Origin of the sequence: Bradyrhizobium sp. Pha-3 (assembly GCF_042258615.1) — a bacterium.
Taxonomy (GTDB): Bacteria; Pseudomonadota; Alphaproteobacteria; order Rhizobiales; family Xanthobacteraceae; genus Bradyrhizobium.
Window position 1 is genome coordinate 1,211,496 of the sequence record NZ_CP170152.1, and the last position, 21,914, is coordinate 1,233,409.

Annotated in this window: 18 protein-coding genes; 6 read left to right on the forward strand and 12 right to left on the reverse strand. The window is 65.9% G+C overall.

The genetic code is table 11. The annotated features are described in order from the left end of the window. Window positions 1–17 precede the first annotated feature (17 nt). From ACE10Z_RS05675 to ACE10Z_RS05685, 3 genes are all read right to left on the reverse strand, one after another. Window positions 18–1,100, reverse strand: a complete 1,083-nt coding sequence (locus ACE10Z_RS05675; RefSeq protein ID WP_375787061.1) for a phospholipase — start codon at window positions 1,098–1,100, stop codon at window positions 18–20. Window positions 1,101–1,123: 23 nt separating this feature from the next. Further along, window positions 1,124–2,095: a S1C family serine protease gene (locus tag ACE10Z_RS05680; protein WP_375787062.1), complete on the reverse strand. Its 972-nt coding sequence runs from the start codon at window positions 2,093–2,095 to the stop codon at window positions 1,124–1,126. A gap of 144 nt (window positions 2,096–2,239) precedes the next feature. Continuing rightward, on the reverse strand, window positions 2,240–3,757 hold the full coding sequence (locus ACE10Z_RS05685) for an AMP-binding protein (RefSeq protein WP_375787063.1): 1,518 nt from the start codon (window positions 3,755–3,757) through the stop codon (window positions 2,240–2,242). A 341-nt stretch (window positions 3,758–4,098) separates the two neighbouring features. On the opposite strand from ACE10Z_RS05685, the gene ACE10Z_RS05690 reads away from it, so the two are divergent. Continuing rightward, window positions 4,099–4,419, forward strand: coding sequence for a PilZ domain-containing protein (locus tag ACE10Z_RS05690; protein ID WP_375787064.1), 321 nt, complete (start codon window positions 4,099–4,101; stop codon window positions 4,417–4,419). A 9-nt stretch (window positions 4,420–4,428) separates the two neighbouring features. Here ACE10Z_RS05690 and ACE10Z_RS05695 read toward each other — a convergent pair whose 3' ends face one another. Continuing rightward, complete coding sequence (locus ACE10Z_RS05695; protein WP_375787065.1) at window positions 4,429–4,698, reverse strand: hypothetical protein; 270 nt, start codon at window positions 4,696–4,698, stop codon at window positions 4,429–4,431. 236 nt (window positions 4,699–4,934) lie between these two features. Continuing rightward, window positions 4,935–5,828: a LysR family transcriptional regulator gene (locus ACE10Z_RS05700; RefSeq protein ID WP_375787066.1), complete on the reverse strand. Its 894-nt coding sequence runs from the start codon at window positions 5,826–5,828 to the stop codon at window positions 4,935–4,937. A 109-nt stretch (window positions 5,829–5,937) separates the two neighbouring features. On the opposite strand from ACE10Z_RS05700, the gene ACE10Z_RS05705 reads away from it, so the two are divergent. Further along, entirely contained in the window at window positions 5,938–6,930 is a 993-nt protein-coding gene (locus tag ACE10Z_RS05705) for an aldo/keto reductase (protein ID WP_375787067.1), read from the forward strand. 194 nt (window positions 6,931–7,124) lie between these two features. Continuing rightward, window positions 7,125–8,162, forward strand: coding sequence for an IS110 family transposase (locus ACE10Z_RS05710; RefSeq protein ID WP_375787068.1), 1,038 nt, complete (start codon window positions 7,125–7,127; stop codon window positions 8,160–8,162). Window positions 8,163–8,516: 354 nt separating this feature from the next. Here ACE10Z_RS05710 and ACE10Z_RS05715 read toward each other — a convergent pair whose 3' ends face one another. Together ACE10Z_RS05715 and ACE10Z_RS05720 are read right to left on the reverse strand one after the other, a co-directional pair. Further along, window positions 8,517–9,545 (reverse strand): peptidoglycan -binding protein, encoded by a 1,029-nt coding sequence (locus tag ACE10Z_RS05715; RefSeq protein ID WP_375787069.1) that lies wholly within the window; start codon window positions 9,543–9,545, stop codon window positions 8,517–8,519. A 141-nt stretch (window positions 9,546–9,686) separates the two neighbouring features. Continuing rightward, entirely contained in the window at window positions 9,687–10,685 is a 999-nt protein-coding gene (locus ACE10Z_RS05720; RefSeq protein ID WP_342724577.1) for a flagellar motor protein MotA, read from the reverse strand. A 544-nt stretch (window positions 10,686–11,229) separates the two neighbouring features. On the opposite strand from ACE10Z_RS05720, the gene ACE10Z_RS05725 reads away from it, so the two are divergent. The 3 genes from ACE10Z_RS05725 (at window position 11,230) to ACE10Z_RS05735 (ending at window position 16,832) form a co-directional block, all read left to right on the forward strand. Further along, window positions 11,230–12,432 carry an efflux RND transporter periplasmic adaptor subunit gene (locus tag ACE10Z_RS05725; protein ID WP_375787070.1) on the forward strand — a complete coding sequence of 401 codons (1,203 nt, stop codon included), beginning with the start codon at window positions 11,230–11,232 and terminating at the stop codon, window positions 12,430–12,432. Window positions 12,433–12,438: 6 nt separating this feature from the next. Further along, window positions 12,439–15,594 (forward strand): multidrug efflux RND transporter permease subunit, encoded by a 3,156-nt coding sequence (locus tag ACE10Z_RS05730; RefSeq protein WP_375787071.1) that lies wholly within the window; start codon window positions 12,439–12,441, stop codon window positions 15,592–15,594. Window positions 15,595–15,698: 104 nt separating this feature from the next. Further along, complete coding sequence (locus ACE10Z_RS05735) at window positions 15,699–16,832, forward strand: AAA family ATPase (protein WP_375787072.1); 1,134 nt, start codon at window positions 15,699–15,701, stop codon at window positions 16,830–16,832. 14 nt (window positions 16,833–16,846) lie between these two features. On the opposite strand, the gene ACE10Z_RS05740 is transcribed toward ACE10Z_RS05735, so the two are convergent. The 5 genes from ACE10Z_RS05740 to fba all read right to left on the reverse strand — a co-directional run bounded on the left by ACE10Z_RS05740 (window position 16,847) and on the right by fba (window position 21,886). Beyond that, window positions 16,847–17,641, reverse strand: a complete 795-nt coding sequence (locus tag ACE10Z_RS05740) for an inositol monophosphatase family protein (RefSeq protein WP_375787073.1) — start codon at window positions 17,639–17,641, stop codon at window positions 16,847–16,849. Between the two features lie 218 nt (window positions 17,642–17,859). Next, window positions 17,860–18,933, reverse strand: coding sequence for a tetratricopeptide repeat protein (locus tag ACE10Z_RS05745; RefSeq protein WP_375787074.1), 1,074 nt, complete (start codon window positions 18,931–18,933; stop codon window positions 17,860–17,862). A 7-nt stretch (window positions 18,934–18,940) separates the two neighbouring features. After that, window positions 18,941–19,615, reverse strand: a complete 675-nt coding sequence (locus ACE10Z_RS05750) for a thiamine phosphate synthase (RefSeq protein ID WP_375787075.1) — start codon at window positions 19,613–19,615, stop codon at window positions 18,941–18,943. Next, window positions 19,616–20,641 carry a class I fructose-bisphosphate aldolase gene (locus tag ACE10Z_RS05755; RefSeq protein ID WP_375787076.1) on the reverse strand — a complete coding sequence of 342 codons (1,026 nt, stop codon included), beginning with the start codon at window positions 20,639–20,641 and terminating at the stop codon, window positions 19,616–19,618. Window positions 20,642–20,818: 177 nt separating this feature from the next. Then, on the reverse strand, window positions 20,819–21,886 hold the full coding sequence (gene fba / locus ACE10Z_RS05760; RefSeq protein WP_097673655.1) for a class II fructose-bisphosphate aldolase: 1,068 nt from the start codon (window positions 21,884–21,886) through the stop codon (window positions 20,819–20,821). Window positions 21,887–21,914 lie beyond the last annotated feature (28 nt).

Genomic DNA, 21,914 nt, shown 5'->3' on the forward strand with positions numbered 1-21,914 from the left:
TACAAGCCGGCGGCGCATCACGCGCCGTCGGCTCGCTCATCATTCAGCCACTGCATGATCTCCGCATTGATCTCGCGCGGATAGGTGTGGCTGAGGTCGTCGATCTCGCGATAGACCACCTTCGCCCCCGCGGCTGACAGCAAGCCTTGCGTCTGCCGCGCGGTCTGCACCGGGAACATCCAGTCGAGCCGGCCATGGGTGATGAAGATGGGCAAGCCGCGCAGCCGCTCGGCATCGGCCATCTCGGCCATCAGCGGATGGAAGGTGGCCGCGACCGGCGCAAGATGCGTGAAGCGCGAGGTGCCGTCGAGCCCGGTCACATAGCTGAACGTGCCGCCGTCGCTCATCCCGGTCAGCAGCATGCGGGTTTCGTCGATGCGCCAGCGCGCGCACACCTGGTCGATGACGCGGTTGAGGTTCGGCGTGTCGGTGTCGTCGCCCAACAGCGCCCAGGTCTGGCCGGTTGCGGTCGGCGCCACCAGGATGGCGCCGCGGCTGCGCGCATCGCGCAGCCAGCTCCACAGGAAACCGCGGCCATTGCCGCTGCCGCCATGCAGCGCCATCACCAGCGGCCAGGTGCGATCGGGCGTATAATATTCCGGCACGTACATCGAGAAGCCGCCGCGGCTGCCCGGCTCGTTGCGTTCATGGAAAATGCCGGTGTCGGCGCTGGGCGTCGCCGCGAGCTTCGCCTGCAGCGCGGCGTCCTCGCGCAAGTCAGGCGCGATGAAGAAGCCGCTGACCGGCGGCAGCTCGGTCAGCGGATAGAGCGCCTCCTGTGCGCGCGGCAGATAGCGCAGCGCGCGGAACACGCTGACCAGATCGCCCTCGCCATTCTGCACCGCGCGCAGCCCCGCATAGCCGGCCAATGCCGGTTCGATCGCGGCTTCCAGCGCAGTCTTGATGTGCGCGAATTTCTCCGGCCAATCGGCAAGCCGCGGCCGCACCGCCTGCAATGCCTCCTCGGGCTCGCCCGCGATCTGCATCACGCGATCGAAGTCCGGCGGATTGAGGTTGCGCGCGACAAAGGACAGCGATTCCAGCGTCTGCAACAGCGGCGGCAGCACGGCCACGATGTCGTCAACCACGGCCTCGCTCATCGTTGCTGCCTCTTTTCTTTCTCTTAATGCAGCCGCGGCGCCTTCAGCAGCTTCATGCGGTCGATCGAGGTCAGCGTGACGTCGAAGGTGACGCCCTCATGGTAGATGGTCAGCGGTACGTCGACGCCGGCCGCGCCGAGCGACCAGAGTTTTCGGTAGAATCCGGTCTGGCTCGTCACCTTGTCGCCGTCGACCGCGAGGATCACGTCGCCGGTCTTCAGTTCGGCGCGCGCCGCGGGTCCCTTGCTGGCGACGCCGACCACCACGAGGCGGTTGTCGATCTCGGTCGTGTACATGCCGAGCCACGGCCGCGCCGGCCTGTCGACCCGGCCGAACTTGCGCAGGTCGCTCAGCACCGGCTTGAGCAGGTCGATCGGCACGATCATGTTGACATGCTCGGCGCGGCCCGAGCGGTCGCGCTCCAGCTGCAGCGAGCCGATACCGATCAGCTCGCCGGCATTGTTGATCAGTCCGGCGCCGCCCCAGTTCGGATGCGACGGATAGGTGAAGATGGCTTCGTCGAGCAGATACTCCCAATAGCCCGCGAACTCCTGCTTCGCGGCGATCTGGCTTGCGACCGAGCGCGTGCGGCCGCCGGCGCCGCCGAGCACGACACTGTCGCCGACCTGCGTCGCCGCCGAGGAGCCGATCGGCAGCGGATCGATGTCGAGCCGTCCGAGCGCCTGCACCAGGCCGAAGCCGGATTCGAAATCGAAGCCGAGCGCGTGGCCCTCGACCGCGCGGCCGTCGCCGAGATGCAGCCACACCGTGGCGGCTTCGGTGATCAGATAGCCGATCGTCAGCACCAGCCCGTTGTCGATCAAGACGCCGTTGCCGGTGCGCTCGGTGCCGAGCGTCTCGGCGCTGAAGGCGTCAGGCGGAATGATCGAATGCAGCCCGACCACGCTCATCAGTGCACGATCGAGGTCATAGCGGTAATCTTCGGAGCGCGGCTGAAAGGCCGCCGGGACTTTCCATTCGGTCGTGGAGGGCATTGAGTATCTCCTGGCGTGCAGGGCGCTGGAACCTCAAGGTAGTCCGAGGTTCTGCAGGCAGGGAAGATGGAATGATATACCCTGCGCGGCGGCCTGCACAGCTCATCTGGCGTGCAGACCTGCCCCTCGCAAGATGAAATGAACCTACTCGCTTTTTGCCGCCGCGCGCGCCGGCATGATGCGGAAGGCGCGGTTCTGCTTGATCCATGCGGCGCGCTCGTCGCGCAGCATGGTGCGGCGAACCTTTCCGGAATCATCACGCGGCGCCGTGTCGACGCGCTCGAAACTTTCCGGATGCTTGTAGCGGCTGAGCCGGTCCTTCAGGAAGTCGCCCATGCCGTCGGCGATCTTCTGCGCATCGGCGCTGTCAGCGAGCTCGAGGATCGCATGCACGCGCTGGCCGAATTCCGGATCGGGCAGACCTACCACGACGCAGGAGCGCACCTCGGGATGTTCGCTCACCGCGGCCTCGACCTCGGCCGGATAGATGTTGGCGCCGCCGCGCAGCACCATGTCGGCGAGCCGGTCGCCAAGATAGAGATAGCCTTCCTCGTCGAGCCGGCCGATATCGCCGAGCGATTCCCAACCGTCGGTGCGCCGCTTCGGCGTGGCGCCGAGATAGTGATAGGTGGAGCCGGCGCCGTCATTGGGCAGGAAGTAGATCTCGCCGGTCTCGCCGGGCGCGACGTCGTTGCCGTCCTCGCCGATGATGCGTAAGCGCGCGGTCTCGCCGATCCTGCCGACCGAGCCCTTGTGCGCCATCCATTCGACGCCAGAGATCACGCAGGCGCCCTGCCGCTCGGTGCCGCCATAGAGCTCCCAGACCCGCTCCGGCCCGAGCCATTCGATCCACTTCTCCTTCAGCCAGGGCGGCATCGGAGCGGCCATGTGAAACACGATCTGCAGGCTGGAGACGTCGTAACGGTTGCGCACCTCGTCGGGCAGCGCCCAGATCCGGTGCATCATGGTCGGCACGAAGTTGACCCATTGCACGCGCTCGCGCTCGATCAGCCGAAGCGTCTCCTCGGCGTCGAACTTCACCATGCCGGTCAGTTGTCCGCCGCCGAACAGCGCGGAGTGCGACAGGATGAACGGTGCGTTGTGGTAGAGCGGGCCCGGGTTGAGCACCGACGCCTCATGTGGCATGCCGAGCAGCAGCGGCGACGTGGTTTCGAACACGGCGGGGTTGTGATCGAGGATCACCTTCGGCCGCCCGGTCGAGCCGCCGCTCGTCATCGCCTTCCAGTAGCGTGCGACCGGTGCATCGAGCGGCTCTTCGGAAAATCCCTCCGGCACGAAATCCACCGGCAGCGAATTCGGCGCGTTCCAGTCGGCTTCGCCGCCGACCACCAGCGACGGTTTCAGGATCTCGAGCACCGCGGCGGCCTCGCCGCGCGGCAGCCGCCATGACAGCGAGGTCGGTGTCGCGCCGCATTTCCACACCGCAAAGGAGGTCTCGAAGAATGCGTTGCTGTTGGGCAGCCCGATCGCGACGAAGTCGCCGGGCTTGACGCCCTTGGCGGCAAAGGCGCGCGCCCGCGCATTGGCGCGCTGCTCGAGCTCACGCCAGGTCAGCGCATCCGCGCCGTGACTGACGGCGATCGCGTCTGCGGGCTTGCGTTCGGCATACCAGCGCGGCACGTCGGCGAGGGGGATCAGCATGGGGCGTTTCCGTCGGAAGGAGGCGGCTTGGAGCGCTCTTGTTGCAGGGATGTGGCCAGGGCCACGGCTGCCACTTCACCAACTATGCGGTCCCCGTGTCAAGCCGACGGCTGCCGAGGGGACCGGTATCCCGCTGATGGAATTGCGGAATCCTCGTTCGATAAAAGCCGGGTCAAGATTCCGGTAAAGTTCAAGCGATCGCGCTAAGCCGGACTTTACGGGCTGACGGCATTGTGGCCCGTGCGATTGTGTGCCGGGCGCGTCGATCGACCTGCGCGGCCTCCAATGTTTTTTCAAGGACCCAAGATATTCAACGGCAAATGTCTTCAAGGGTGATGACGATGGCGAGCCATGGAGCACGGATCAAGGTCAGTCGCGAGCCGCGGCGCCAGCTCAACAATCGTGCGGCGTGGATCACGGTCGACGACGGCGTGACCGAGAATGCCTGCGCCGTGGTCGACATCTCGCCCGGCGGCGCCAAGATCACCACCGAGATCGAGTTCGGTGTGAACGACCGCCTTGCGCTGACGCTGCTCGCCGATCACGCCAAGCGCTACCCTTGCGAGGTGGTCTGGCGTCGCGGCAAGACCTACGGGCTCAAATTCGTGACCGCCGACGCCGAGCCGGACGAACCGGCCGCGGAGCCGGTCCGCGCGATCTAGCGTCGCGCCTCAGCGTCCTTGCGCGTTGTTGGCATTGCCGGTCGTGCTCACCGAACCGCCGGGAGCGGCCGGCGCCGCGCTGAAATTGCCGCCGGAGGACGGAGCAAAGCGCTGGCCGCTCTGGGCCGGAAGCGCAGTGCCGCCCACGCCGTTAGCAGGCGCGGCGCGGTCGCCGGGCCTGGGTGGCGGTGAGGAGCCTCCCGTGCTTTGTGCGAGAAGCTGTGCCGGCGCAAGCGTCAGGCCGGCGGCGACGATGATGGCGAATGTGGTCTTGAGCATGTGCTGGTCCGAGGTGGCGCGGTGAGGCTGGAGCGGGACGCGTAGCCCCGGCGGAGACGAGACTTCCGCCAAGCCCGCGAGATTATATGTCCAATAACGTGAGTGGTGCCGGTCACGTTCCCAAGGTACCATCGCACAATTGTGAAGCAAATATCCGTATGCCTCGACGAAGGTGAGCCGCACCGGGATCGCCTCAAGCAAGCGGTTTCGGCATCACTGCGCGCTGCCATTCGCGATCAGCCCCGATAGCGCAGTGCGTCGACCAGCAGCGCGAAGGCCGGCGAGGATTGCCGCCGGCTCGGGTAATAGAGATGATAGCCGGGAAACGGCGCGCACCAGTCGTCGAGCACCTGGACCAGCTGGCCCTTGGCCAATTGTGCCTGCACCTGATCCTCGGCCACATAGGCAAGCCCCAGCCCGGCCAGCGCCGCCTTGATCCGCAGTGCGGTGCTGTTGAACACCAGCTGTCCGTCGACGCGGACCCTGATCGCGCGTCCGCGCTTCTCGAATTCCCAGGCATAGATGCCGCCATGGGTCGGCAGGCGGATGTTGATGCAGGCGTGCTGGGTCAGGTCCTGCGGCCGCTTCGGACGATCGCGCCGTTTGAAGTAGGACGGCGCGCCGACCACGACCATGCGGAAATCCGGTGCGATCCGCACCGCGATCATGTCTTTCGCCAGCTGCTCGCCGAGGCGAACGCCGGCGTCAAAACGTTCCGCGACGATGTCTGCGAGCCCGTTGTCGACGGTCAGCTCCACCTTGATATCGGGATAGCGCGGCAGGAACTTTTCCAGCGCCGGCCACAGGATGGTCTCGGCGGCGTGCTCGCCGGCGTTGATGCGGATGGTGCCGGCCGGTTTCTCGCGCAGTGCGTTGAGCGCTGTGAGTTCGGCCTCGATCTCCTCGAAGCGCGGCCCGATGCCCTGCAGCAGCCGCTCGCCGGCCTCGGTCGGTGCGACGCTGCGGGTGGTGCGGGTCAGGAGCCGCACGCCCAGCCGTTCCTCCAGCGCGCGCATGGTGTGGCTGAGCGCCGATTGCGACACACCGAGCCGCGCCGCCGCGCGGGTGAAGCTGCGCTCGCGCGCCACCGCGAGGAAGGCGATCAGGTCATTGACGTCATGCCGCGGCATTGATGAATCCAGCTCATAAGTCCATCCCGATTTTTACGTCTAACGGGACGCCCGTGCACGCCCTAAATCCCGCAGCGGCAGGTTCCAGTCTTCGATGCGGAGAGACATCATGCAGAAACGTAAACTCGGTAACAGCAATCTGGAGGTATCGGCGATCGGCCTGGGCTGCATGGGCCTCAGCTTCGCCTATGGTCCAGCGGTCGAGAAGGCCGCAGGGATCGCGCTGCTGCGCGGCGCCGTCGAGCGCGGCGTCACCTTCTTCGATACCGCGGAGGTCTACGGTCCCTTCGTCAACGAGGAACTGGTCGGCGAGGCGTTGGCGCCGGTCCGCAACGACGTCGTGATCGCCACCAAGTTCGGCTTCGATATCGGCACCATGGCCGAGCGGCACCGGTCGTTGAACAGCCGGCCCGAGCACATCAAGGCGGTCGCGGACGCTTCGCTGAAGCGGCTGAACATCGATGCGATCGATCTGTTCTACCAGCATCGTGTCGATCCCAACGTGCCGATCGAGGATGTCGCCGGCGCCGTGAAGGACCTGATCGCCGCCGGCAAGGTCCGGCATTTCGGCCTGTCGGAGGCCGGCGTGCAGACCATCCGCCGGGCGCACGCAGTGCAGAAGGTCACGTCATTGCAGAGCGAATATTCGCTGTGGGAACGCGGGCCGGAAGCGGAGATCCTGCCGGTGCTGCAAGAGCTCGGCATCGGCTTCGTGCCGTACAGCCCGCTCGGCCGCGGCTTTCTCACCGGCGCGATCAATGCGTCCACCACGTTCGCCAGCGACGACTTCCGCAACCTCGTGCCGCGCTTCACGCCGGAAGCCCGCCGCGCCAATCAGGCGCTGGTCGATCAGCTCGGCCGGATCGCCGCCGGCAAGGGCGCAACGCCGGCCCAGATCGCACTGGCCTGGCTGCTCGCGCAAAAGCCGTGGATCGTGCCGATCCCGGGCACCACGAAGCTCAATCGGCTCGAGGAAAACATCGGCGCCGCGCGGATCGAATTGAGCTCCGCTGATCTCGCCGACATCGGCAAGGCCGTCGCCGCCGTCGAGGTGCAGGGCGCGCGCTATCCGGAGCAATTGCTCGGGATGGTCGGCCGCTGAGGAAGTCGAGCCACAAACTCGCTGTCGTCCTGGCGAAAGCCAGGACCCATTACCCCGAATGCTCGTTGTCGCGCGACGCTGGGGCCACAGCCCTCTGCAACAACACAACCCTGTGGTTGATGGTGTGGACGGCCCCCTACGGCATCAGTGTGCCAGAATGAGGTTGTTGCAAATCTCAGACAAAGGAGCCGTCCGTGGGAGAGATTATCCGCATTGGAATGGATACGTCGAAGCATATTTTTGTGCTGCATGGGGTTGATGCGGCGGAGCAGGTGGTGCTGCGCAAGAAGCTGTCGCGCAAGCAAGTGCTGGAGTTCTTCGCCAAATTGCCGCCGACCGTGATCGGGATGGAGGCCTGCGGAGCTTCGCAGTATTGGGCGCGGGAGCTTGGCAAGCTCGGTCACGCGGTGAGGCTGATGGCCCCGCAATTGGTGAAGCCTTACGTGATGCGGAACAAGAATGACGGGCGCGATGCAGAAGGGCTGTGTGAAGCGATGGACCGGCCGAACATGCGCTTTGTGCCGGTCAAGACGGCCGAGCAACAGGCCGCGCTGATGCTGGCGGGGCTGCGCGATGGATTGATCGCCCGGCGCACCCAGCTGAGCAACGCGATCCGCGGCTATGCGGCGGAGCTCGGCCTGATCGCGCCCAAGGGGCTCGACAAGATCGAGCCGCTGCTGGCGCGGATCGCGCAGGACGAGAGCTTGCCCACCATGGCGCGCGAGGTGTTTGCGGTGCAGGGACGCCAATACGCTGCTCTGCAAGCCGAACTCAAGCAACTCGAGGTTAGGCTGATGGCCTGGCACCGCGCCGATGCGCTGAGCCGGCGTCTGGCGCAGATCCCATCCGTCGGCCCGATCACCGCAACACGGCTGGTGATGAAGACGCCCGATCCGCATGCGTTCCGCTCCGGCCGGCATTTTGCGGCCTGGCTCGGCCTCACACCGAAGGATCATTCCACCGGCGGCAAGACCAGGCTCGGCAAGATCACGCGGGCCGGTGACGAAGACCTGCGCCGCTTGTTCGTGGTTGGGGCGACGGCGGTCATCCAGCAGGTTCGGCGGGGCCGAGGCCATCCGTCGCGCTGGCTGCTGGCGCTGCTCAAGCGCAAGCCGCCGAAGCTGGCCGCCGTGGCGCTCGCCAACAAGGTTGCCCGCATCGCCTGGAAGCTGATGGCGACGGGCGAGAGTTACGATGCCGCGCGGCTCAATGCCATGGCGGCCGCCGCCTAACAGATTGGCCGGCCGGCGGGTTCGCCCACCAGCCGACCCGGAAGCTGCAAGAGCAGATGGAGCAATCGGTCGATCAACGATGCGAGACAGTCCGTGGGACCCATTGGCCGCCAACAGGTCGCGGGGTTGTTTGGAGCTCGCGTCGCGCAACCCATCTTGGCCAGCGACCTTTGCGCGTCGCATCAACAGGCCGGACATATGGATGCAGCGATCCGATCTACTCAGAAAGCTCTTGTGCCACGGGGGCCGTCCACATATGGGTCCCTGCTTTCGCAGGGACGACGATGTGGATGTAGGCCGCGCAACACACTCGCTGTCGTCGCGACGGAAGCGACGGGCGAATGCGTGTGCCACCTAGCGTTCCGTCAGCTTCAGCTCGATGCGGCGGTTGCGCTTGTAGGCGTCTTCGGTCTGCGCGGTGTCGAGCGGCTGGAATTCGGCGAAGCCGGCGGCGACCAGGCGCTGCGCCGGTACGCCGAGCGAGACCAGATACTGCACCACCGAGATCGCGCGCGCGGAGGACAATTCCCAGTTCGACTTGAACAGCGGGCTGTTGATCGGCCGCACGTCGGTATGGCCGTCGACGCGCAGCACCCAGGCGATCTCGGCCGGGATCTGCTTGTCGAGATCGATCAGCGCGCTCGCCACCGTGTCGAGCTCGGTCTTGCCTTCCGGCAGCAGCGTCGCCTGGCCGGTATCGAAGAACACTTCGGACTGGAACACGAAGCGGTCGCCGACGATGCGGATATCGGGACGGTTACCGAGGATCGCGCGCAGCCGGCCGAAGAATTCCGAGCGGTATTTCGACAATTCCTGCACCCGCTGCGCCAGCGCGACGTTGAGGCGCGAGCCGAGATCGGCGATCCGGCTCTGCGATTCCTTGTCGCGCTTCTCGGAGGCGTCGAGCGCCTCCTCGAGCGCGGCGAGCTGGCGGCGCAGCGCGCTGATCTGCTGGTTCAGCACCTCGATCTGCGCCAGCGCGCGCGACGACACGCTCTTCTCGGACTCCAGCGCCTTGTTGAGCTCGTTGGCGCGGCCCTGTGCGTCGTTGCCGGAATTGGCCAGCCCCTCATAGAGCCCCTTCATGCGGTCGCGCTCGCCTTCGGCGGAAGCGAGGCCGGCGCGAAGCTGCAACACCTGGTCGTCGAGCGTCAGCTTGGAGAGCTTCTCCAATGACAACAGGTCGTTGAGCTGGGCGATCTTGGCGTTGAGCTGCTCCAGCGCCTTGTCCTTGCCTGTGACCTCCTGCGACAGGAAGAACTGCACGACCAGGAACACCGACAGCAGGAACACGATCGACAGCACCAGCGTCGACAGCGCGTCGACAAAGCCGGGCCAGTAGTTGAAGCCGGATTCGCTGCGGCGCGAGCGGCCGAGGGCCATCAAGCATTCTCCTCAACTCTCGTGTCCCGGACGCGGTGCAGCGTGCAACGCTGCGGCGCAGAGCCGGGACCCATCAATCTCCCTGGGCCCCGGCTCTGCAGCGCATCACTTCGTGCTGCGCAGCGTCCGGGGCGCGCGTTCCTAGCTCTTCTCGGGCTGGCGCGCGAGGCGTTCGAGCAGCCGCTTGATCTCGCGGTTCTGCTCGCCCTGGCCGTCGGCCCATTCGCGGATCATCTGCTGCTCGGTGCGCATATGCGCAACCAGCCCCTGGATCGCCTCGGCAAGATTGGCCATCGCCGCCGTCGTGCTGCGGCCGCCGCCGCCGGCACCGCCTTCCTCGAAGGTGGCACGCAGCCGGTCGATCGCGCCTTGCAGATCGGCACCGCCGGCGCCGACACCGTCGCCGGAGATGCCGCGCACAGTGGTGGCGAGCCAATCCTCAAGGTCAGTGTAGAATCGGTTCTGGGCCTGGCTCGATTGCAGGTCGAGGAAGCCGAGGATCAGCGAGCCGGCGAGGCCGAACAGCGAGGACGAGAACGAAATGCCCATGCCGCCGAGCGGCGCGGCGAGGCCCTCCTTCAGCGTGTCGAACAGCGCGCCGGCATCGCCGCCGACCTTGAGCCCGTCGATCACCTTGCCGACCGAGCCGACCGTCTCGATCAGGCCCCAGAAGGTGCCGAGCAGGCCGAGGAACACCAGCAGGCCGGTCATGTAGCGCGAGATGTCGCGGGCTTCATCCAGGCGGGTTGCGATCGAATCGAGCAGATGCCGCATGGTCTGCTGCGAGATCGACATCCGCCCGGTGCGCTCGCCGCCGAGGATCGCGGCCATCGGGGCAAGCAGGGTCGGGCGGCGCTCGATCGCAAGGCCGGGATCGGCAATGCGGAAATTGTTGACCCAGGCGACCTCGGGATACAGCCGGATCACCTGGCGGAATGCCAGGATGATGCCGATCAGCAGCACGGCGCCGATCAGGGCGTTCAGCCCGGGATTGGCGAAGAAGGCGGTGACGATCTGCTTGTACAGCACGACCCCGACCAGGCCGCAGAGCACCAGGAACACCAGCATCCGCACCAGGAAGATCCTGGGCGAGGACAGCTTGCTCAGTTCGATCTCCATCTCGGAGCGGGAAGGGGGCATTGCCGGGGTCATCCGTTCGCGAAGGCCGCATCTGCCAGCAATATGGCACAGCGGCGGAGTGAGGAAAGCCGAATCCAAAGGCGGATGGCAGAACCTTGGGTTGAGAACTGGCAAAGTGTTGCCGCTTTGCGCAGCTTCGCGGCCGGTCTCCGTATCAACGTTCACGCAGGCCTCGGTCCCACGCGCAGATCGCGAGACGAGGTCGGTTTGCACCCTGCCTTGGGGGAGGCATGCGCGATGCGTCGTGATTCGGGCCGATCGCTGCATGATGGTGCGAGGTGCGGCATTCCTGCGCAGGCAAATGACCTGTTCCCGCTCACGCAGTCCTTAACGCATTCCCACAGCCTGTGATGGAACCCGCTCACAATGCAGTGACCCGACAAAACATGCCGCGAAATCAGGGTGATAGCGTTCTGTGACAATGAGCCGCCGAAAAACGCATTGCGTCGCAGCAACCAGATTCTATTTTCACCCCAGTAACGCGAGCGCTGTCGCCGTGACACCGCCGTTCGTTTGTTCAAACCTCTCAGGGGCGATCATCTCAATGTCTGGACTTCGCGCGCAATCGGCATGCATTGCTCTGATGCTGGCCGTGGCGGCGCCACTGCTTGCTGGCTGCGACGAGCCAAATTCCGCAACCGCCGCCGTACAAGCACCCGAGCCGGACGTCAGTGTCGTCACCGTGAAACAGCAGGCGCGTGCGATGGTGCGCGAGCTGCCGGGCCGCATCGCGCCGACCCGCGTCTCCGAGGTGCGCCCGCGCGTCTCGGGCATCGTCGTCAACCGCATGTTCCACCAGGGCAGCGAGGTGAAGGTCGGTGATCCCCTGTATCAGATCGATCCGCGCCCGTTCGAAGTCGAATTGCAGTCGACCGAGGCGGCGCTGGCACGCGCCAGGGCCGTACTCGAACAGACCTCGCTGCAGGCGCGCCGCATCGCCACCCTCACCAACCAGCGCGCGACCTCGGAGGCCGAGAACGAGAAGGCGATCGCCAACCTGAAGCAGGCCGAAGCCGACGTGCAGGGCCGCGAGGCCGACGTCGCGCGTGCCAAGCTCAATCTGGACTACGCCACCATTCGTGCGCCGATCGACGGCACCATTGGTGCAGCGCTGGTCAGCGAAGGCGCGCTCGTCGTGCAGAACGACGCCACGAGCCTTGCGACCATCCAGCAGCTCGATCCGATCTATGCCGACTTCCAGCAGTCGGTCACCGAGATGAACCAGCTCCGCCGCGCCTTCGAGAACGGCGATCTCGACCGCATCGAGTCCGACGCGATGAAGGTGCGTCTCGTGCTCGACGACGGCTCGATCTATCCGGTGCCGGGCAAGCTGCTGTTCTCCGACGCCAAGGTCGACGCCCATACCGGGCAGGTTACCCTGCGCGGTGAGTTCCCGAATCCGAAGCGCGTCCTGCTGCCGGGCATGTATGTCCGCGTGCAGATCGAGCAGGGCATCGACACCGATGCGATCGCGGTGCCGCAGCAGGCGATCCAGCGCAATGGCGGCGGCGGCAGCGAGGTGTTCGTCGTCAAGGACGACAATCACGTCGCGGTGCAGCCGGTGCGCACCGGCTCGCTGCAGGGCGGTTCCTGGTTCGTGACCGAAGGCCTCAAGGCCGGCGACAAGGTCGTCGTCGAGGGTTTCCAGAAATTCGCCGCCGGCGACAAGGTACGGCCGCTGGCCTGGCATGACATCGACGCTGCTGCGGCACCGGATTCGCAGCAGACCGCGCACGCGGTGAAGTGATCCGATATGCCCGCCTTCTTCATCGACAGGCCGATCTTCGCCTGGGTCGTCGCGCTGTTCATCTGTCTGGTCGGCGCGATCTCGATTCCGCTGCTCGCGGTCGCGCAGTACCCGATCATCGCGCCGCCCTCGATCTCGATTTCGACGAGCTATCCCGGCGCGTCGCCTGAAAACCTCTACAACAGCGTCACGCGGCTGATCGAGGAGGAGCTCAACGGCGCCGCCAACATCCTGAACTTCGAATCGACCTCCGACTCGCTCGGCCAGGTCGAGATCATCGCCAACTTCAAGCCGGGCACCGACACCAGCCAGGCCTCGGTCGAGGTGCAGAACCGCCTCAAGCGTGTCGAGGCGCGGTTGCCGCGCGCCGTGATCCAGCAGGGCATCCTGGTCGAGGAAGCCTCGTCCGCCGTGCTGCAAATCATCACGCTGAACTCGACCGACGGCTCGCTGGATGAAGTGGGCCTCGGCGACTTCATGATCCGCAACGTGCTGGGCGAGGTGCGCCGCATTCCCGGCGTCGGCCGCGCCACGCTGTATTCGACCGAGCGCAGCTTGCGTATCTGGATCGATCCGGCCAAGCTGGTCGGCTACGGCCTGTCCGCCGACGACGTCAACAAGGCGATCACGGCGCAGAACGCCCAGGTCGCCTCCGGCAGCATCGGCGCCGAACCGAGCACCGACACGCAGAAGATCTCCGCGCAGGTCCTGGTGAAGGGCCAGCTCTCCTCGCCCGACGAGTTCGGCGCCATCATCCTGCGCGCCAATGCCGACGGCTCGACCGTCCGCCTGCGCGACGTCGCGCGGATCGAGATCGGCGGCCTCAGCTACCAGTTCAACACCCGCCTCGACGGCAAGCCGACTGCCGGCCTCTCGGTGCTGCTGTCGCCGAAGGGCAATGCGCTGGCGACCGCGAGCGCGGTCGAAGCCAAGATGAAGGAGCTGTCGCGCTTCTTCCCGGCCAATATTTCCTACGAGATCCCCTACAACATCACGCCCGTCGTGAAGGCCTCGATCGAAAAGGTCCTGATGACGCTGGTCGAGGCCGTGGTGCTGGTGTTCATCGTGATGTTCTTATTTCTGCAGAACATCCGCTACACCATCATTCCGACCATCGTGGTTCCGGTGGCGCTGCTCGGCGCCTGCGCCACGCTGATGATCGCGGGCTTCTCGATCAACATGCTCACCATGTTCGGCATGGTGCTGGCGGTCGGCATCCTGGTCGACGACGCCATCGTCGTGGTCGAGAACGTCGAGCGCATCATGGCCGAGGAGGGCCTGCCGCCGAAGGAAGCCACCAAGAAGGCGATGTCGCAGATCACCGGCGCCATCATCGGCATCACGCTGGTGCTGATGGCGGTGTTCGTGCCGATGGCGTTCTTCCCCGGCTCGGTCGGCATCATCTACCGCCAGTTCTCGGTCACCATGGTGGCGGCGATCGCGTTCTCGGCGCTGCTCGCGCTGTCGCTGACGCCGGCGCTGTGCGCGACCTTGCTCAAGCCGGTCGAGAAGGGCCACGGCCATGCCCGCAAGGGCGTGTTCGGCGCCTTCAATCGCGTGCTCGACCGCAGCCGTGCCGGCTATGTCAGCACGGTGCAAGCCGGGCTGAAGCGCACCGGTCGCCTGATGCTGATCTATCTCGTGCTGTTCGCGGGCGTCGCCTACGGCTTCGTGCGGCTGCCCGGCGGCTTCCTGCCGGTCGACGACCAGGGCTTCATCACGACCGACGTGCAGACGCCGTCGGAGTCGTCCTATGCGCGGACCGAAGCTGCGGTCGAGCAGGTCGAGAAGTACCTGAAGAATCGCGCCGGCATCGAGAACGTCACGTTCCTCACCGGCTTCAGCTTCCTCGGCCAGGGCATGAACACCGCGCAGGCCTTCATCACGCTGAAGGACTGGTCGGAGCGCGGCGCGAAGGATTCCGCTGCCGCCATCGTCGCCGACATCAACCGCGACCTGTCGTCGACGATCCGCGATGCCAGGATCTCGGCGCTGCAGCCGCCGCCGATCGACAACCTCGGCAACTCCTCGGGCTTCTCGTTCCGCCTGCAGGACCGCGGCCAGAAGGGCTATGTGGCGCTGATCGCCGCGTCCGACCGCCTGATCGCGGAAGCCAATGCCAGTCCCGTGTTGCAGAAGGTCTATGTCGAAGGTCTGCCGCCGGCGCCGCAGGTCAATCTGATGATCGACCGCGAGAAGGCGGGCGCGTTCGGCCTCACCTTCGAGGACATCAACAATACGATCTCGACCAACCTCGGCTCGAACTACATCAACGACTTCCCGAACCGCGGGCGGATGCAGCGCGTCATCGTGCAGGCCGACAAGACCAGCCGCATGAACGCGGACGACATCCTGAATTACAATGTGAAGAACAGCCGCGGCCAGCTGGTGCCGTTCTCGGCCTTCGCCACCATCGAATGGTCGAAGGGGCCGACGCAAATCGCGGGCTTCAACTACTATCCGGCAGTGCGCATCTCCGGTGAGGCGAAGCCCGGCTTCACCTCGGGCGATGCGATCGCGGAGATGGAGCGGCTCGCCGACAAGCTGCCGCGCGGCTTCGGCTACGAGTGGACCGGCCAGTCGCTGCAGGAGAAGCTGTCGGGCTCGCAGGCGCCGTTCCTGCTCGCGCTGTCGGTGCTGGTGGTGTTCCTGCTGCTGGCCGCGCTCTATGAAAGCTGGACCATTCCGCTCGCGGTGCTGCTCACGATTCCGCTCGGCATTCTCGGCGCCGTGGTGGCGGCGACGATGCGCGGGCTCTCGAACGACGTCTATTTCACCGTCGGCCTGATCACCATCATCGGTCTTGCCGCCAAGGACGCGATCCTGATCATCGAGTTCGCCAAGGATTTGCGCGCGCAGGGCAAGCCGCTGGTCGACGCGATCATCGTGGCGTGCAGCCTCAGATTCCGCCCGATCCTGATGACCGGTCTCGCCTTCGTCTGCGGCGTGTTGCCGATGGCGATCGCGACCGGCGCCGGCGGCGCTAGCCAGCAGGCGCTCGGCACGTCGGTGATGGGCGGCATGATCGCCGTGGTGATCCTCGCGCTGCTCTTGGTGCCGGTGTTCTTCGTCAGCGTGCAGCGCGTGCTGGCGGGCGACCGCGAGAAGGTCGAGAAGCCGGAAGTCTACGGCCCGCCTGCGCCGGTAACGGGCGGCCACTGATGTCCGAGATCGGTGGCGCCTTGCTTTCGTAAGCCGACCAATCCAGATTGCATCTCTGGATTGAACGGGGAGCGTGGAGGCAACCCGGGGATTGAGGGCATGTGATGCGGCCGACCGATATTGCGATCTCGAATTATCGCTCCATTCGGCGGCTCTCCATGCCCATTCAACCGCTGTCGGTCTTCGTCGGCGAGAACGGCGTCGGCAAATCCAATCTCTACAAGTCCCTGTCGCTGCTGCGCGACGCGGCGACCGGCCGGATCACGCGCACGATCGCCGATGAAGGTGGATTGAATTCGGTCTGCTGGTCCGGGCTTCGCAGGCGGGACGAGGATGCACGGCTGCGGTTGGAGGTCAAATCCGATCACGTCAAATACGCGATCGAGCTCGGACATCCGGGCCCGCTCGAGGCGGCATTTCCCGGCGAGCCGATGATCAAGTCCGAACGCATCGAGGCGATCCACGGCAAGCGAAAAGTTCTGATGATGGAGCGGACCAATTCACATGTCAGCGTCCGCGGCGAGAGCGGCGCCTGGAGTGAGCACAAGGATGCGGTGCTGCCGTCGGAAACCGCGCTCGCGGATTTCCTCGACGGCAGAGCGTGCCCCGAGATCGACCTGATCCGAAACGCGCTGCAGAGCTGGCGCTTCTATCACGATTTTCGCACCGATCCGGCGTCGCCGATCCGCAAGCCTTGTCTGGCGATCACGACGCCCTCGCTGAGCGCCGATGGCAGCGATCTGGCTGCCGCTTTGGCAACGCTCAGCGCGATCAGGCAGGATGCGGTCGACCTGCAGGATGCGATCGAGGATGCGTTCCCGGGCGCCGAGCTCCGGGCATGGGCGGAAAACGGGCGGTGCGAATTCGAGCTGCAGCAGGCGGACGTACCGCGTCCGTTCAAGGCGCACGAACTATCCGACGGCACGCTGAAATATATCTGCCTGCTCGCCGTGTTCATGGGCTACCGGCTGCCGCCGTTCATCGCGCTGAACGAACCCGAGACCAGCCTGCATCCGTCGCTGCTGGCGCCATTGGCGAGGCTGATCGCCAGGGCGTCGCGTCGCGCCGACATCTGGATCGTCACCCATTCGGAACATCTGATGGAGGCGCTGCGCAGCGAGAGCTCGGTCCCGCTGCGCCGGGTGATCAAGGCGAAGGGCGCCACCACCATCGAGGGCCTGACGCTCGGCGGTGAATTTCGTGACGGCGAAGACGACGAGGATGACGACGACGATTAGATCGCGCCGTCGCGTTACTGCCCGAGCGGCTTCAGGATCTTGATCAGCTCGCCGTGCACGAACTCGTTGCCGCAGACGACGTGGCCGGTCTGCAGCGGGTCGTCACTGCCCTGGATGCCGGAGACGGTGCCGCCGGCTTCGCGGACCATCAAGAGGCCGGCCGCGACGTCCCAGGACTGCAGATTGCGCTCCCAATAGCCGTCGAGCCGGCCGGCGGCGACGAAGGCGAGGTCGAGCGAGGCGGCGCCGAAGCGGCGGAAGCCCGCGACCTTGCTCTGCAGCGCGGCCATCTCCTGCAGCGCCAGCTGGTGGCTGCCGCGGCCGATATGCGGCAGGCCGCAGGCGACCACGCATTCGTTGAGCTGGCGGCGGCCGGCGACGCGTAGCCGCTGGTCGTTGAGGAACGCGCCCTTGCCGCGCTCGGCGATGTAGAGCTCGTCATTGGCGGGATTGTAGATCACGCCCGCGATGATCGTGTCTTCGCGCTGAAGCCCGATCGAGATCGCGAATTGCGGGATGCCGTGCAGGAAATTGGTGGTGCCGTCCAGGGGATCGACGATCCAGGTGTGGCTCTTGTCCGAGCCTTCGCGCTTGCCGCCTTCCTCGCCGAGGAAGCCGTAGCCGGGCCGGGCCTTTTCGAGGTCGGTGTAGAGCATCTCCTCGGCGCGCTTGTCGGCGAGCGAGACGAAGTTCGCCGGCCCCTTCAGCGACACCTGGAGATGTTCGATCTCGCCGAGGTCGCGCTTGAGGCTGCGGCCGGCGCGGCGCGCGGCCTTGACCATGACATTGATGAGAGCGGAGTAGAGCATGATGAACGTTTTCTTTGCGATTGTGCTGGAGGGCCGGCCAAGCGTCGTCCCGTCATCCTGAGGAGCGCGGAACGCGCGTCTCGAAGGATGAACGGCCACCAGCCGGGCCGTGCATCCTTCGAGGCTCGCTTTGCTCGCACCTCAGGATGACGGGGTGAGAGGGAACTGCCTTTGGATTGCCGGACTGGGTGCCCTCTGGAAGTGGCGCCGTCAAGGCGTCATTTGACGTTGTTTCCGATCCATTTCCGCGCGGCTGCCTCGCCCTTGGCGCGGTCTTCCGGGCTCATATCGGCGAGGATGTCGTCGAGATCGGGGTCGCCCTTGCCGGCGGTCTTGGCGACCGTGTGCCATTTCAGCGCCTCCACCTTGTCGACCGGGGCACCGGCGCCGGTCGCCAGCACATGGGCGAGGCGGTTTTGCGCGATCGCGCTGTTCTGCCGGGCCGCCTTGCGCAGCAGCGCCACGGCCGCCGGCACGTTCCGCGGCGTGCCGGCGCCGTTGTAGAGCGCGATGGCATACTCGACCTCGGCATCGACATTGTCCGCCAGCGAGGCGGCCTGCAGCAGCCGGGCCGCCTTCTCGAGGTCCTTCGGCACGCCGGTGCCTTCCTTGTAGAAGGTCGCGAGCGCGTATTGCGCCTCGGGACTGCCGGCGTCCGCGGCCATCCGCAACAGCTCGGCGGAGCGCTTGAGGTCCTGCGGCAGGGTCTGGCCGTCGAGATAGAGCAGCGCGAGGTTATAGGCCGCCTTCGGTTCGCCGAGCTTGGCCGACGAGGCCAGCAGCTTGACCGCGGAATCCTTGTCCACCGCGCCGCCACGGCCCGCGATCCGCATCATCGCGAGCGCGAACATCGCCTCGCGGTCGCCGGCATCGGATGCACGCTTGTACCAGTCGTCCGCCTTGACGTAGTCGCGCTTGACGCCGAGCCCGTTGGCATAGAGCTCGCCCAGCATCGTCATGGCCTTGGCATCGTTGTTGTTCTGGGCGCGCACCATCGCCAGGTCGAACGCGGTCTTGTACATGCCGCGCTGATAGGCGCCGTAGACGAGGTCGACATTGGGATCGTCCGGCGTCGGGGTCGGGGAGGGCGTCGGGGTGGCCGTTGGCGTGGCGGCAGGCTTCGGCGCGGGCTTCTTCGCGGCGGGCGCATGCACCTTCGGCTTCTCTTTCGGTGCCTCCTTCTTCGCGGGGGGCGGCGTCTGTGCCGGCGGCGTGATCGAGAGCTGCGCCATCGCGCCGCTCGCCAGCATCGTGCAGCCGAGCGCAACACCTATCGGACGCAGACGGTTCATTCCGGCGTCATCCCTCGGCCTTGGTGCCGAATGTGCCGGCATGCGCCTCTGCAATCGCTGCGCCGATCTCGGCGAGTGCGGCCTTGGCGCCGCGCGGATCGGACCAGATGAAGTCGCCCACCAGCACGAAATCGGCACCGGCCGCGGCGAACGCCTCGGCTTCCTCGCGCGAGGTCGCAAAGCCGACGCAGGGCGGCTCGAACAATTCGTCCCACCATTCCAGCCGCTCGGCGATCGCCTCAAGCGAGGGCCGCTGTCCGTTGGCGTCGGGCTCGCCGAACAGCACATAATCGGCACCGGCTTCGCCCGCGGCCATGGAATCATGGCGCGTCGCGAGCCCGCCGACGCCTGCGATGCGGTCGGGCTTCAGCGAGGGCATCGCCTCTTCCATCGCGGCGAGGCCGGTCAGGTGCGCGCCGTCGGCGCCGGCGCGGGCCACGATGTCGGGATGGCCGTCGATCAGCAGGGCCGCGCCCGCGTTCTGGATCGCAGGCGCCAGCGCCTTGATGGTGGAGATCATGCTGCGCGGATCGGTCTCGCGCAGCCGCACCAGAACCGCCGCGACGTCGGCCGCGGCAAGCAGGTCGGCAAGCTCGGCCGCAAGCTGCGACGGCTCGTCGACCCGCGGGGTTGCCAGATAAAGGCGCGGCGCCGGCCGCGGCGGAACGGGCTTGGTGGCCAACTATGCCGCCTGTTTCTCGAGGCCGGCTTCCCAATTTCCGGTGCTCGCGAGCCCGTTCATCTGGGCGCGATGCGAGAAGGCGCGCTGGCCCGCCGGGACGTTGTCGGGTTTACCGGACCACGCCTTCTGCGGCGCGGCCTGCAGCGCACGGCCATAGGAGAAGGTCAGCCGCCAGGGCAAATGGCCGATCTTGTTCATGGCGTCGAGATGCGCGGTCGCTTCCTCGTCGCTCTGTCCGCCGGAGAGGAAGGCGATGCCCGGCACCGCGGCGGGCACGCAGCTCTTGAGCAGGCGGATGGTCTTCTCGGCGACTTCCTGCACCGACGCCTGCTTCGGGCACTTCTTGCCCGAGATCGCCATGTTGGGCTTCAGGATCATGCCTTCCAGCGCGACCCGCTGCACCCGCAATTCCTGGAAGGTGCGGTTCAGCACGCGCTGCGTCACCTCATAGCAGCGGTCGATGTCGTGATCGCCGTCCATCAGCACCTCGGGCTCGACGATCGGGACGATCTGCGCGGCCTGGCACAGCGCGGCATAGCGCGCCAGCGCGTGGGCGTTGACGCGGACCGCGGTCTGGGTCGGGATTCGCGGCCCGATATCGATCACGGCGCGCCATTTCGCAAAGCGCGCGCCGCGCTCGTAATATTTCTTCAGGCGCTCGGCGAGCTTGTCGAGGCCGACGGTGACCAGTTCGCCCGGGCAGTTCGGCAGCGCCTGGGTGCCTTCGTCGACCTTGATGCCGGGAATGCTGCCGGCCTGCTCGATCAGCTTGACCAGCGGCGTGCCGTCCTTGGCATTCTGCCAGATCGTCTCGTCGTAGAGGATGACGCCGGAGATGTACTTGCTCATCGCCTCCTGCGAGCGGAACAGCATCTCGCGATAGTCGCGGCGACTGTCTTCGGTCGAATCGACCTTGATGGCGTCGAAGCGCTTCTTGATGGTGCCGGAGGATTCGTCGGCGGCGAGGATGCCCTTGCCCGGGGTGACCATGGCGAGTGCAATTTTGTTGAGGTCAGCGAGGTTCATCGGGGGCGTCCTCCGGAGCCATTGCCTTTGCAAACCAAAATAGGCGGTTCTCGGGCAAATGCCTAGAAAACGTTGGTCGCGGCCGATGTTTGTCGCAGCCGGCGATCAAGCCCCGGGACACCGTTTCCGACTGCGTCGGAGCCGGTGTCCCGCCTTAATGATTCAGGCGAGAAGTTGTCAGGCGACCTTGGGGTCGAGCGCGCCCGCGGCGTAGCGCTTGGCCATTTCCGCCGTCGTCAGCACCTTCTTGATCTTGCTGGCCTGCCCTGCGGTGTTGAATTCCTGCAGGCGCTGCTTGCACAGCTTGGTCATCGCCTCCATCGCGGGTTTCAGGTATTTGCGCGGATCGAACTCTTCCGGATTGTCCTTCAGCACCTTGCGGATCTGGCCGGTCATCGCCATCCGATTGTCGGTGTCGATGTTGATCTTGCGCACGCCGTTCTTGATGCCGCGCTGGATCTCGGCGACCGGCACGCCCCAGGTCGGCTTCATCTTGCCGCCATTGGCGTTGATGATCTCCTGCAGCTCCTGCGGCACCGACGAGGAGCCGTGCATCACGAGATGCGTGTTCGGCAGCTTGCGATGAATCTCCTCGATCACGTTCATGGCGAGGATGTCGCCGTCGGGCTTGCGGGTGAACTTGTAGGCGCCGTGCGAGGTGCCCATCGCGATCGCCAGCGCGTCGACCTTGGTCTCCTTGACGAACTTCACGGCCTCGTCCGGATTGGTCAGCAGCTGGTCATGCGACAGCTTGCCCTCGGCGCCGTGGCCGTCTTCCTTGTCGCCCATGCCGGTCTCGAGCGAGCCGAGCACGCCGAGCTCGCCCTCCACCGAGATGCCGCCGAGATGGGCCATGCCGGTCACGGTCCGGGTGACGCCGACATTGTAGTCCCAGTCGCCGGGGGTCTTGCCGTCGGCCTTCAGCGAGCCGTCCATCATGACGGAGGTGAAGCCGGCCTGGATCGCGGTCATGCAGGTGGCCGGCTCGTTGCCGTGGTCGAGATGCACGCAGACCGGGATCTGCGGATAGATCTCGGTGACGGCGTCCATCATGTGCTTGAGCATGACGTCGTTGGCGTAGGACCGCGCACCGCGCGAGGCCTGGATGATGACGGGCGCGTCGACCTCGGAGGCCGCGGCCATGATCGCCAGTGCCTGCTCCATGTTGTTGATGTTGAAGGCAGGTACGCCGTAATCGTGCTCGGCCGCGTGATCGAGCAGTTGCCGCAACGTGATGCGAGCCATTCTATTTCTCCCTGTAATGCGCGTTCGC